This window comes from Flavimaricola marinus (assembly GCF_900184895.1).
In the GTDB taxonomy this organism is placed as follows: domain Bacteria; phylum Pseudomonadota; class Alphaproteobacteria; order Rhodobacterales; family Rhodobacteraceae; genus Flavimaricola; species Flavimaricola marinus.
Genome location: NZ_FXZK01000001.1, coordinates 370,902 through 383,996, shown reverse-complemented (window position 1 = coordinate 383,996; position 13,095 = coordinate 370,902). Strand labels below are relative to the sequence as shown.

At 67.4% G+C, this 13,095-nt stretch carries 9 protein-coding genes; all 9 read left to right on the top strand.

What is annotated here, in order from left to right; all coding sequences use genetic code 11:
- The first annotated feature begins 8 nt into the window (after window positions 1-8).
- Genes LOM8899_RS01910 through LOM8899_RS01870 form a run of 9 tightly spaced genes read left to right on the top strand, consistent with a single transcriptional unit; the run spans window position 9 to window position 13,072 of the window.
- Window positions 9-302, top strand: coding sequence for a hypothetical protein (locus LOM8899_RS01910; protein ID WP_093990462.1), 294 nt, complete (start codon window positions 9-11; stop codon window positions 300-302).
- Between the two features lie 4 nt (window positions 303-306).
- Window positions 307-1,446: a hypothetical protein gene (locus LOM8899_RS01905; protein WP_093990461.1), complete on the top strand. Its 1,140-nt coding sequence runs from the start codon at window positions 307-309 to the stop codon at window positions 1,444-1,446.
- Window positions 1,447-1,448: 2 nt separating this feature from the next.
- Window positions 1,449-2,015, top strand: a complete 567-nt coding sequence (locus tag LOM8899_RS01900; RefSeq protein WP_093990460.1) for a phage baseplate assembly protein V — start codon at window positions 1,449-1,451, stop codon at window positions 2,013-2,015.
- Entirely contained in the window at window positions 2,015-2,344 is a 330-nt protein-coding gene (locus LOM8899_RS01895) for a hypothetical protein (protein WP_093990459.1), read from the top strand. The genes LOM8899_RS01900 and LOM8899_RS01895 overlap by 1 nt, the downstream gene beginning before the upstream one ends.
- A complete protein-coding gene (locus LOM8899_RS01890; protein WP_093990458.1) occupies window positions 2,341-2,703 on the top strand; it encodes a GPW/gp25 family protein in 363 nt (120 codons plus the stop codon). Before LOM8899_RS01895 ends, LOM8899_RS01890 begins: the two co-directional genes overlap by 4 nt.
- A complete protein-coding gene (locus LOM8899_RS01885; RefSeq protein WP_093990457.1) occupies window positions 2,703-5,207 on the top strand; it encodes a baseplate J/gp47 family protein in 2,505 nt (834 codons plus the stop codon). The genes LOM8899_RS01890 and LOM8899_RS01885 overlap by 1 nt, the downstream gene beginning before the upstream one ends.
- The gene (locus LOM8899_RS01880; RefSeq protein WP_133064959.1) at window positions 5,204-7,951 is read left to right on the top strand and encodes a baseplate J/gp47 family protein; all 2,748 of its coding nucleotides are present in this window, start codon (window positions 5,204-5,206) and stop codon (window positions 7,949-7,951) included. The genes LOM8899_RS01885 and LOM8899_RS01880 overlap by 4 nt, the downstream gene beginning before the upstream one ends.
- The gene (locus LOM8899_RS01875) at window positions 7,951-10,194 is read left to right on the top strand and encodes a hypothetical protein (protein ID WP_093990455.1); all 2,244 of its coding nucleotides are present in this window, start codon (window positions 7,951-7,953) and stop codon (window positions 10,192-10,194) included. The genes LOM8899_RS01880 and LOM8899_RS01875 overlap by 1 nt, the downstream gene beginning before the upstream one ends.
- Window positions 10,195-10,204: 10 nt before the next feature.
- On the top strand, window positions 10,205-13,072 hold the full coding sequence (locus LOM8899_RS01870; protein ID WP_093990454.1) for a DUF6519 domain-containing protein: 2,868 nt from the start codon (window positions 10,205-10,207) through the stop codon (window positions 13,070-13,072).
- Window positions 13,073-13,095: the final 23 nt, after the last annotated feature.

The following is a 13,095-nucleotide window of genomic DNA, read 5'->3' as shown; positions in this document are numbered from 1 at the left end:
CCAGACCGATGTTCAGCGATGACAGCCGCTACGCCAGATTGCCGCTCAAGACGCATGTCGAACCGGACGGGCGCGAGGTCTCCTACGTCGCCCGGCGGTTTCTGCCGCAGCCCGCCGCGCTGCAGACCGCCGGGTTCGAGACGGTGGGTACGTCCGACAGGCTCGATCACATCGCGCACCGGGCTTACGGCGACCCGCTGCAATACTGGCGGATCGTCGATGCCACGCTGGAGTTCGAGCCAGAGGAATTGACCCGCGAAACCGGACGGCGGCTGCGCATCCCGATGATCGGGCCGGAGTGATGCCATGCTGAACGCCTTCGGGGTCAGACTGACGCTGCTCATCGGGCAAGGGGTGCCTGTGCCGCCGCCTGCCTTCGTGTCCGAAGCCTTGGAAAGCGCCGAGGTCGCGATCTCGGATTCCGAACCGTCGGGCTTTTCGGTGATCTTCCGGTTGGGGCGGTCGGACAAACAGGTGGGAGCGATGCCGCTGATGACGCATCCGGCGATGCAATCCGGGTCGCGGATCGTGCTGACGGGGATTCTTGGGCTGAAGCCCACCGTGCTGATCGACGGGATCGTCGAGTCGGTGCAGATGGGGGCGGGCGATGGCGGGCAGGGCGGCACACTGACGCTGATGGGGCGGGATTTGACCGCCCTGATGGACCGCGAGGAACGGCAGGAGGAATATCCCGGCATGGCACCGGGCGACATCGCCAACGTGGTGATCGCGCGTTATGCGCAACACGGGATCGTGCCGGATGTGCGGCCCCCGTTGGCTGCCGACAGAGACGCGCCGACCGATCGGGTGCCGCTGCAAAACGGCACCGATCTGGCCTATCTGACCGAACTCGCGGCGCAATTCGATCATGTGTTCACGATCATCCCCGGACCGGCGCCGCTGACCTCGCGGGCCTATTGGGGGCCACCGCCGCGGATCGGGGCGGTGCAGCGGGCGATCAGCGTCGATATGGGCTCGGCCAGCAACGCCACCGGGCTGTCGTTCGAAAACGAGGCGAGCGAGGCGGGCAGCGTGGCGGGCGAGGTGCGCGACGGCACCACCGGGGCGGCCGTGCCTGTGCGGTCGGTTGCGCCGGTGCGGCCGCCACTGGCCGCGCGGCCCTCCGTGCTCGATCCGACCACCGCGTCGAGCCGGATCCTGCGGCCGCAGCCGGGGCAATCGGTCAGTCAGGCGATGGGGCAGGCGCAGGCGCAGTCGGACGCCAGCAGCGACACGCTCAAGGTCACCGGCGAGCTCGATCTGGGGCGCTACGGCGCGGTGCTGGAGCCGCGCAAGCTCGTCGGGCTGCGCGGGGCCGGTTTCGACCACGACGGGTTCTACTACGTCCGCGATGTCGTCCACTCGATCAGCCGCGGCGCATGGAGCCAAGCCTTCACGCTGGTGCGCGAAGGGCTCGGCACAACCACCCCAATCGTGAGGCCCTGACCATGACCAGCACGCAATACCCGTCCCGCACGGTCGCCACAGGCGAAAAGATGATCGGCAAATACAAGGGGATCGTGGATGACAACAACGATCTGACGCAATCGGGCAAGCTCAAGGTGATCATCGACGGGTTCCGGGACGGCAAACCCGTCTGGGCCGACCCCTGCGTGCCCTATGCCGACCGGGGCCTGGGGTTCTTCTTCATGCCGCCGAACCAGACCGAGGTCTGGGTCGAATTCGAACAGGGGGACAGGACCAAGCCGATCTGGACCGGGTTCCTCTGGCCGGCTGGGGGCGCACCGGTGATGTCCAAGGACGAAATGGTGATCGCCACGCCCTCCGGCTCGATCAGCTTCAACGCCCAAAGCGCGGGCGGAGAGATCACGCTCAAGACCGAACAACTGACCGTCGAACTCCGTGACGGGACTGTGACGATCAAGGCAGGGCAATCGACGACAATCGAGATCAACAGCCAGGGCTCGGTCTCGGCCAGCTCGGGCGGGGTTGGCAAGGTCGAAATCGGCAGTTCCGGAACCAAGATCAACGGGACGTCGCTGGAGGTAAGTTGATGGCCTACATCGTGCAAAAGAGCGCCCAGGGAGCCTGCGATCACCAAGGCAGCGCCAGCGCGGGCGTGGCGGCCGAAAACGTCAAGATCAACGGGCAGGCGGTGCTGACGGTGCCCGCGACCTTCTCGGTGGCGGGCTGCTCGTTCACCACGCCCGACGGGGTGCCGAAACCCTGCGCGATGCTGCTCTTCACCACCGGGGCGACAAAGGTCCGGGTCAACCAGATGCCGGTGCTCTTGGGCGACGCGACACCGCAGGCCACCGGACCATTGGGCATTCAGGGCACGGGATCGCTCAGGGGCGTGCAGACCACGGTCAAGGCCCAATGACCCATCTGGCCTTTCCATATGCCCATGACAGGCGCGGGCGGACGGCCCAGACGCCGGACTTTCCCGCCCACGTGCGCGAGCTGGTGGAACAGACGCTGCTCACCGCCCCGGGCGAGCGGGTCAACCGGCCGGATTTCGGGGCGGGGCTTCTGGACATGGTGTTCGAGCCGGGCTCCGAAACACTGGTCGAGGCGGCCGAGTTCCTCACCCGCTCGGCGCTGCAACGGTTCCTGCAGGACGTGGTGCTGATCGAGGATCTGCGCGTCGCCATGTCCGAAGGGCTCCTGACCGTCGATCTGACCTACCTCGTCATCGAGACCGGCGAACGCGAGGCGCAAACCGTCACGAGGCTGATCTGATGGCGGGCACCGAAAGCTTCCTCGAAGAGCGGCGCGAAATCCTGCGGGGGCTGGCCAATCCGCCGGTCAACGGGATCGACTATGTCGAAATCCACATGGCCGCCCGTGAGATCGAGGTGCATCTGGTGCACCCGGCACCGGGCGGTCCGGGGGGCATCCCGGCGGCCAGCGCCCAGATCACGCCGGCCATGCTGACGATCAGCGGCGGCGACCGGCTCCGCGACGTCGAGATCATCGATCTCGACCGGCCCGATCCGGACGTGCTGCTGATCACCGTGGCCGAGCTTGGCGATTTCTCGATCTACACGCTGAGCATCGACCACCCCGGATTTGACGTGATGTTGCGCGACATCCGGTTCAGCTTTCGGGCGACCTGTCCGTCGGATTTCGACTGTGCGAGCGTCGCGGGCGATCAGGCCGAGGTGTTCGATCCGGGCAACGTCAACTATCTGGCCAAGGATTTCGACAGCTTCCGCACCGCGATGCTCGACAGGATGGCGACGCTTGTGCCCGATTGGCAAGACCGTCAGATCGGGGATCTGGGGGTCACGCTGGTCGAGCTGATGGCGCATTACGCCGATCATCTGAGCTATGCACAGGACGCCGCCGCGACCGAGGCCTACATCGGAACGGCCAGACGGCGCGGGTCGGTGCGGCGGCACGCGCAACTGATCGGCTACAACGCCCACGACGGGTTGTCGGCCAAGGTCTTCGTGCAGGTGCAGATGGCCGGGAACGGCAGCTTCGAGGCCAGCGATCTGCTGTTCCTCACAGGCACCTCCGACAACCTTCCCGCGCTGGTCAACCGCGACGATCTGGAGGTCGACCGGCTGCTGTCCGAGGGGGTCGCGTTCTTTGAACCGGTCGACCTTCTGATCCGCGACACCTCCGCTCCCGGTCAGGATCTGTGGGAGCCGCGCCCGATCCGGCTCCAGCAAAGCGCCAACGACCTGACGCTCTACGACTGGTCCGACGCGCGGGCGGTGCTGCCGCGCGGATCCACCTCGGCGTGGATCGTGGCCGCGCCGGGGCTGGTGCTCGAGCCGGGGGATCTCGTCTCGCTCGAATTGGCGCGGGATCCCGAAACGCTGCGCCGGGCGGATGCCGATCCGACCATGCGCCAGATCGTCTGCCTGACCGAACCGCCGGTGCCCGCCGTCGACAGGCTCAGCGCCGATCTGGGCAACGTCGATCTGCTGCGGATCACATGGGGGGCCGAGGACGCGCTGCGCTTTGACCTGCCGGTGGGGCGGCTGCCCGCCGTGGCAGACGGCGGCGCCCCCTACATGGCGCGGGCGGCGGGCAATATCGTGCTGGCCAGCCACGGGCTCAGCCTTGACGAAGACGAACCGCTCGGCAAACCGGACAGCGACGACGACCCCGAACGCGACGACGCGGTCAGCAGCCTTGCCGCCCTGAACCGTCCGCGGCGGTTCCGGCCCGTCCTGCGGCGGCGCGACATCAGCGTCAGCGGTCCCCTGCGGATCGAGCCGGGGCTATCCTCGGCGGCGGGGCTTCAGATGGCGGGGGCGGGGCAGCCGGTCAAGGCGATCAGCGTCAGCGACGGCACCGGGGCGCCCGATTGGCAAGCAGTCAGCACGCTGATCTTCGCCCGCGACACCGACCGGGTCTTCGTGCCGGAAACCGAGGCCGACGGGACGACGATCCTGCGCTTTGCCGGGGTCGAAACCGGCGGGCAAGTGCCCGACCCGGACAACGCGATGAGCGCACGATGCCGCGTCGGGATCGGACGGCGCGGCAATATCGGGGCCGAAGCCATCGCCCACGTGGCGCTGTCCGGTGCCGCGGGGCCGGTGGGGGCGCGCAACCCGATGCCCGGCTTCGGCGGGCGCGACCGGCAAAGCGTGCCCGAGATCAAGCTCGCCGCGCTGCGCCAGCTCGACGACAACCGACGGGCGGTGACGCGGGCCGATTACGAACGGCTGACCGCCGAACACCCCGACGTGCAACGCGCCTTCGTGCGCACCCTCGGGCATGGCTCTTGGACCACCTTCGTCGTCGCGGTCGATCCGGTCGGTAGCATCCACGCCGGCCCCGATTTCCTGCGCGAGATCCGGGCCTATCTCGAACCGCTGCGGCTGATGGGGCAGGACCTGATCGTCGAAGCGCCACGCTTTGCACCGCTCGAGATCGGACTGCGGGTCTGCATCTGCCGCGACCACAGCGACAGCGCGGTTCGCCGCGCGGTCGAGGCGGCGCTGGGGGCGGGCATCCTGCCTGACGGGACACGCGGGTTCTTCCACCCCGACAACATCAGCTTCGGCGACCCGATCTACCTCAGCCGGATCATCGCGGCGGTCAAATCGGTTCCGGGCGTGGCGGATGTGGTGGTCGACACCTTCCGCAAATGGCGGTCGGCCGACACGCTGGCGCTGGAAAACGGCGTGCTGCAAGTCGATCCGTCCGAGATCCCGATCCTGATGAATGACCGCAACTATCCCGAACGGGGCGTGCTGAGCATCGCGCTGTGGGAGGCCGCATGAGCATGATCGACAAACCCACCCCGCAAAGCACCGAAGTCCGCGCCGGATTGCCCGCGATCCGGCGGCGGATTGGCAACCACGGCGCGTTCAAGGAGGCGATGCTGCGCGGGCTGCGCAGCCGGCACCGGCCGGGGCTGTCGGGGCTGCTCACCTCCTCGGACGAGGATTGGACCATCGCCTTTCTCGACAGCTTCGCCGGGGTGCTCGACACGCTGTCCTTCTACAACGAACGGCTGATCAACGAGGCCTATCTGGGCACCGCGACCGAGAGCTTCTCGCTTCAGGAATTGGCGGCGCTCGTCGGCTACACCCCCACGCCCGCCGTCGCGGCAGAGGCCTACATGGCCTTCATCGCGGACCCCACCGTGCTGGAAACCGGGGTTGCGGAACTGCCCGCCGGGCTCGGGATCAAATCGGTGCCGGAAGAGGGCGAACTGCCGCAGACCTTCGAGACGGTCGAACCGCTCCGGCTCAAGGCCGCGTGGAACAGCATCCACCCGGTGACCGTCTGGCCGCAAAGCCTCAGCCGGGCGCAGGCCGGGTTCTACGCCGACCCCTCGCAGATCAACCTGCGGGTGGGGGATATGGTGGCGTTTCAGGATGCGGGCGGCGCGCTCCTAGGGGTGACCAGCAACCTGCCGGTGCTGCGCCCGGTCAGCAAGATCGTCAAGCAGGCCAACAGTCTGGCATGGATCGAGACGACCGCCGGGGGGGCGATCACACCGGTGCCGGGGCTGAGCGATATCGAACGGGTCGAGGCGACCGAGGCCGACACGCTCTCGGCCGGCAGCATCGACGCGCTCACAGCCGATCTCGACGCCAAGCAATGGCCCCGGCCCGAGGTGCTGGAGGCGACAGAGGCGCTGGGCCTCGCCCCTGCCGATCTGGCCGCCACGCTGGCCGCGACGCCCCGGAACGGCGACAGCCTGACGCCCGTGGTGTTCCGCGAGAAGTGCAAGTTCTTCGGACACAACTACGTCTCGCGGCCCAAGATCAAATCGGATGCCAACGACGATCTGATCCTCTACGACCTGCCGGCAACCTATCAGCCAACGGTTTTGTCCGCTCAGCGATATGCCTTGGTCGATGAGGCGATGCAGGAAGCAGAGAAACCGAGCGGGGTTTACCCCAACCAGTTGTTTTCGGTGTTTCTGGATCGCAAATACGACAGCCTCGTGGCCGGCAGCCTCATCGTGATCCGGGGGCGGCAGTCGATCTGGAGCAACGAGGCCTACGCCTACGTCAACACCGAGGTCGTCGAACGCTGGAGCATCGTCGAAAGCGTCGAAACCGTGTCCATCGAAGCCTACGGGCTTTCGGGCGAAGTCACCAAGCTGCGGATCCCGGTCTTCTGGGGCGGGAACGCGGTCTATAACATGCTGATCCGCAGCGCAGAGCTGTTCATCGCCGCCGAGCCGGTGCCGTTGCCCGACCTGCCGCTCGTCGATCCGATCGGCGGAGATGCGATCCTGCTCGACCGACCGGATTTCGATTTCGCGCCGGGGCAATCGGTCTTCGTCAGCGGCGAGCGGGTGGACCTGCCCGGGGTCAGCGCCTCCGAGCGGGCCACCATCGCCGAGGTCTGGGCCAATGGCACGACCCTGCGGCTGACCTTCGCCGTGCCGCTGACACACAGCTACCTGCGCCCCACGGTCACGCTCACCGGCAATGTGGCCCGCGCCACGCACGGCGAGGCAAAGCACGAAATCCTCGGTTCGGGGGATGCCAAGGTGCCGTTCCAGCGGTTCCGGCTCAAGACCGGGCCGCTCACCTATGTCTCCGCCGAGACGGAAACCGGGCGGGCGGCAGAGCTGGAGGTGCGGGTCGACGGCGTGCGCTGGCACGAGGTCTCCGCACTCGATCAGGCCGGCCCGAACGACCGGGTCTACACCGTCACCACCCGCGAGGACGGCAGCTCCGAGGTGATGTTCGGCGGCGCGGGTATGGGGGCGGTGCTGCCCACCGGAGAGAACAACGTCGAGGCGTTCTTCCGGGTCGGGGCTGGGGCGGCGGGGCGGCTCAAGGCCGAACAGCTCACGCTGCTGGTCTCCAAGCCGCGCAGCCTCAAGGGGGTGCGCAATCCGCTGGCGCCGTCCGGCGGGGCCTCCTTCGCCGGGATGGAAGAGATCCGGAGCAACGCCACCAAGGGCATGGAAACGCTGGGGCGGATCGTGTCGCTGAACGACTATCAGACCTTCGCCGCCGCCTTTGCCGGGATCACCAAGGCCAAGGCAAGCTGGAGCTGGGTGGGCGAGGATCAGCACGTCTTTCTGACCGTCGCGGGCGAGGACGAGGCGCCGCTCGATCCCGAGGACGCTGTGCTCACCAACCTCGCCGCCGCCATCGCCGCACAATCCACGCCGGGCAGCGGGGCGACGCTGCGGCCCGCGCGTGTAGCGCGGTTCACGCTGTCGGCGCGGCTGCTGATCGACCCCGACTACCGGGCGACGGGCGGTTCCGCCGATCCGGTGCTCAACGCGGCGCGGGTGGCGCTGCGGGCGGCCTATGCCTATGGCGCCCGTCAGATCGGCCAGCCGGTGCGGGCCTCCGACGTGATCACCCTGCTGCAAGCGGTTGCGGGGGTGCTGGCGGTCGATCTGGATGCGCTTCACCGGACAGACCGGGCGGTGGGGCTGAACCCGATCCTGCGGGCCTCGGTGCCACGCTCCGGCGTGCAGGGCGATCTGCTGGGGGCCGAGATCCTGCTGCTCTCGGCCGATCCCGTCGCATTGGAGGCGATCTGATGGCCGTTGACCTGCAAGACCTCTTCGAGCGGCTGCCGGCCTACCACCGGCGCAAGGATCACACCGAAGGCGGCAAGGTGCGCGGCAGCCTCGACGCGCCGCACAGCCTGACCGACGCCGCCGACTACGGGCCGCTGAAATCGCTGCTCTCCGTGATGCTGCGCGAAGGGCAGATCGTCGCCGAAGACATCGCCCAACTCTACGACGACCACTTCATCGAAACCTGCGCGCCTTGGCTGATCCCCTACATCGGGGCGCTGGTGGGCGCGCGGCCGCTCGAGGATTTCGGCGACGTGCAAAGCGCGCGAGCCTGGGTCGCCGTGACCATCGCGCTGCGGCAACGCAAGGGCACGCTGGCGGCGCTTGAGGTCGCGGTGCGGGCGGCAACGGGCTGGCCGGTCGTGGCCGTGGAATACTGGAGCCGGGTCTGCACCACCGAAAGCCTGCGGCGGGTGCGGATCGTCGACGGCAACGAGCTTGAGATCACGCCCGCGCAGGCGTGGACGCGGGCGCAGGGCAGCCCTCCGGCGCGGCTGCGGCACATCGCAGGCAGCGCCGATCTGGGGCGCACGAACGCGCTCGACAGGGTGGGCACCGCCTTCGACAGCACACCGCGGCGGGCCGAGATGGGGCGGATCGAGCACGGGGCAGGGCGCTGGAACCTGCCCAATATCGGGCTGCACCTGCACCGGATCGAAGCGGTGACGCTCGGCTCGCCCTATCCGGGCGAAGACGGGGTCGGCGGCAGCCCCGGCCATCTGGTCGAGGCGACCCATGCCGGATCGGGGATGTATCGGTTCAGCCCATTCCGGGCCGATCAGCCGCTGTTCCAACGGCCCGCCGTGGCCGATCACGGGCTGGACAAGCGGCCCACCGAGGCGGACCTGCCGATCCCGATCTCGCGGCGGATGCTGGACGCGGCGCCCGGGCGCTACTGCCCGTGGTCCTTCGCGATCCATGTCACGACCGCCGGCGGGACAACCACGCTCGACGCCGATCAGATCAAAGCGGCCAACCTCGCCTCCGTCGAGGATGTCGGCGGCAACGAGGCGTGGCTCTGGGGGCCACGGGCCGGGGTCGCGCTTGTCGACCCCGAACTGGGGCGGTTCACGCTGCCCACCGATATCGGCGGGGTCACGGCGGTGCACGTGACGTGGCACTACGGGCGGGCGCACAGCATCGGCGGGCACGAACGGACCGAAGTGCCGGAACACGACGGCACCGGGGCGATCCCCTTCCCGGCGAGCACAAGGGTGCTGCTGTCCGAGCTTGCGGACGTGGTCGATCAAGGGGTCGACAAGCTCTTGGTGCTGACCGGGGAAAGCCCGCGTCTGGTGGCGCTCGAAGGGGCCTCGCCCACGCTCGATCTGGAAGGAAACACGCTCATCCTGCGGGCGCCCGCGGGGGCTTCGGCGATGCTGTCGGGGCTGCGGATCATCAACGGACGGCTGGTGCTCGAAGGGATCGACGATCCCGGCGACGACATACTGGGGCACGGGGTCACCTGGCGGATCGAGGACTGCACGATCACCGAACAGGCCAGCCTCGACGACGACCAGCCAAACGGCTCGCCGTGGTTCACGCTGCTGGTGCGGGCGGGGATCGACCTCACCATCGAGCGGTCGATCATCGCGGGGCAAACCCAGCTTCGGGCCGACGTCGTGCTGACCGCGATCGACAGCATCCTGCGGGCGCGGCGGCTGAGCGATCCTGCGATCTCGCGGGGGAACGACGAAATCGGGCAGACGCTGTCGCTGGTGCGAAGCACCGTGATCGGGCGGGTCGACAGCTTTGCCGTCGGCGGCTCCGGGCCGGGCGATATCGGGGGGATGGCGGTCACCGGCGTCGAACCGGCCGCGCTGGGCATCTCCGACAGCCTGATCGTGACAGACCCGAACCAGAACGGGCTCGGGCTCAACATCATGGCCACGCAGGAAGGCTGCGTGCGCTACAGCCGGATACCGGGGCAATCGCGGGCGCCGCGACGGTATCGGTCGCTGCCCGAAACCGGGCAGGACGAATGGGACGTCTATCCGCAGTTCACCTCGCTCGACCTCGCCGATCCGGGCTTTCTGCAACTGGCCGAAGGCACACCCGCCGCGATCCTGCGGGGCGGCGAGAACGGATCTGAAATGGGCGTCGGCAATCGGCAAATGGCGGCCACGCGGCTGCGCAACCTGAAACGGACAACCGAGGAATTCCTGCGCTTTGGATATTCCACCGGCCCGATATTCGAGACCTAGGAGCAAGACGATGATTGGCGACTATGGACGAGACACCTCGGTCTTTGGCAAATCCCGGCGCTACGAGGGGCTCAACTACTATTCCGGGCGGGCGATCCTCGCCTCGGACCTGAACGAAGACAGCCTGTTGCACACCATGCAACGCGAAGCGGCCCTGATCGACGTGATCGGGCATGTGGGCGTGCCAAAGCAAGGCGGCGGGTTCCGGATCGAAACCGTGGCGGGCAAGCCGCCGGTGGTGCGGGCAGGGGACATCTACGTCGAAGGGGCGCGGTTCGTGCAAGGCGAGGATGCGCAACTGCCGACGTGGCTGTTCACGTCACTGGCCGCCAATACCGACGCGGTTGTGCTGATCCAATGCATCAAGGCGGCCGAGGATTACCTGCGGCAGCCCTACCTGCGCGATCCGGGGCTCGGCGGGCCGGACACCGCCGGACGGCTCAGGCCCAGCCACCGGTTCATGGTCTACACCCTCGCCGAACTGGCCGAGGCCAACGGGCTGACAAGCAACGAACTGTTGGAACATATCAAGCACGGGAGCACCATCGAAACGCCGGATTCGGCGCCGCGCGACGGGCGGGCGTCCTTTGCCATCGACACCGATCACATCCCCGACGACGACGATTGCCTGATCCACGAAGACGCAGGCTACACCGGGCAGTCCAATCACAACTACCGGGTCGAGGTGCATGTCGGGACAGACAGCCAGACGACGATCAAATGGGCGCGCGAGGACGTGCGGGCGCGGGTGATCTCGGACGATGGCGATTTCCGGCTGCAAGCGCAGCCGCTCGACGATCACCGGGCGATCCAGACCGGGGACACCGTCGAGGTCAAAGCGGACATCGACGCCGCCCGCAACCTGCCCGGCGCGCTGGGGACCATCACGCTGCAAGCCGACGGAACAGTCACCTTCTCGGCAGAGATCACCAGCTACCTGGCCGAAGTCGGCGGCAGCGGCATCCTCACCCGCTGGGATCACAAGCACGACGGCAACGCCAACGGGATCGTCGTCGGCAACGACCCGATCCCGCTGGAAAAAGGGATCACGGTCACGCTCACCGGGCGGCACATGCCGGGCGACTACTGGTTCTGCGCGGCGCGGGTGGTGACGGGCGATATCCTCTGGCCACCGCATGATGCGGACGAAGAGGACGCCGTGCCGGCCTTCAACTGGGGGCCGTATCACGCCGCCCTCGCGCGGGTGCGCAAGGCAAGCAGCGGTTCGATCAGCGTCACCGGCGACCTGCGGCCCGATTTCCCGCAACTGATCAACCTCACCGCCGACGACGTCACCGTGCGCGACACCGGCCGCTGCACCTTCGCGGGCGACACCGTGCAATCGGCGCTCGAAGACCTCTGCGCAAGGATCAGGAACCGAAGCTGCCGGATCAGGGTCCGGCCCAAGACACTCGGAGAGCGGACGCAAGAAGTCCATCCCGACTGGGCGCGGCTGCCGACATTGGAAGAGGCGCTCGAAGCGGTCGCGAAGGTGCTGGCCGAGATCCCGGTGCATGACCCAAAGAAAGAGGCGGCAGACCCCGAACCCTTCGCCCGGCATCTTGCCATCGAGTTCACCCCCGGCGAATACGACTGGCCCGAGCGGCTCGACTTCGAGACCGGCAACCTCGCGCGGGTCAGCCTCAAGGCCTGCGCAGACGGGCCGGTCACCGTGCTGACCAAATCGATGATTTCCTTCGATCGGTGCCTGAACGTCTCGATCAAGGGGATCAACCTGATCTTCAGTGACGCCGGGGGCGGGCTGTCGATCATGGGGGGCAAATCCATCCGCATGGACAACGTGCTGATCCGGCGGAACCTGAACGACGAGGCGGCGGTGGTCACGCTCGCGGCGGCGCGGCGGATCAAACTGACCGACACCCGGATCAATCTCGGGCTGAGCAAGGATCAATCGGGCCTGAAACCCGCGCTGCACCTTTGGGATGCCACCGCCCAGACGCATCTGGAAAACGTGTCCTCGAACGGCGCGCTGATCATCGGGCCGGTGATGCCCAAGGCCAGCGACATTCCGGGCACCGCTCTGGTGCAGGCGGCCGAAGCGGGGAGGGTCACATCGAATTTTGACCCGATCGACACCCAGCGCTGGGATGCACCAACGCTGTCGGGGGCGACCTGCCGGATCGTGGGGTGCAAATTCCTGTCCATCGTGCCGGGGGCCGATATGTCGGCCAAGCTCCGCGACTGGGCCGACGATGCCGCGAATGCGGCAAATCCCAATTTCACGATCACCAATCCCGCCTTCAGCGCCTCGCTCGTGATGTCGCTCACCCGCGATCTGAGCGCCCCCCGGCGCAACGTGGCAATCGCCGATCTGATGGCCGTCACCGGCGCCGGCCAACCGCGGGCCGCCGACGTGGCCCCGGTGCTGCGGCTGACCGCGCGGGAATTGCCGAAACGGATCACCGTGCCGTTCCGTCATATCGACGTGCTCGACAGCGAAGTGCTCAAGGGGCCGAGCGTTCTGGTCGGCGAAAGCCTCTCGTTGCGCAACAGCCGGTTTCCGCAATGGACCGATGGCGACTCGACACAGGCGGGGATCGAACTGATCGGAGACATCAACAAATTCGAGAGCTACATCTGGAGCAGCATCGAACATCTGGCCTTCGTGCCGAACTCCAAGAACGTCAGCCGTGCTTGGCGGCCGGTCTGCTGCCTCGTGGCGCGGACGACCAGCGTCTCGGGCAATCAGGGAAACCCCTACGAGATGTCGACCAACGGCCGGGATCTGCCGCTGATCGTGGATTTCACCCCGCGCGAGAACAAGCTCTCGCCGCAGTTGGAAATGATCGCGACGCTGCCCGACATGATGCGCAGTAAGATTTTGTATTTTCACAGGAAATACTTGGCAAAAGGGTGATTTCCCTTTGCCGAATCGGGGGA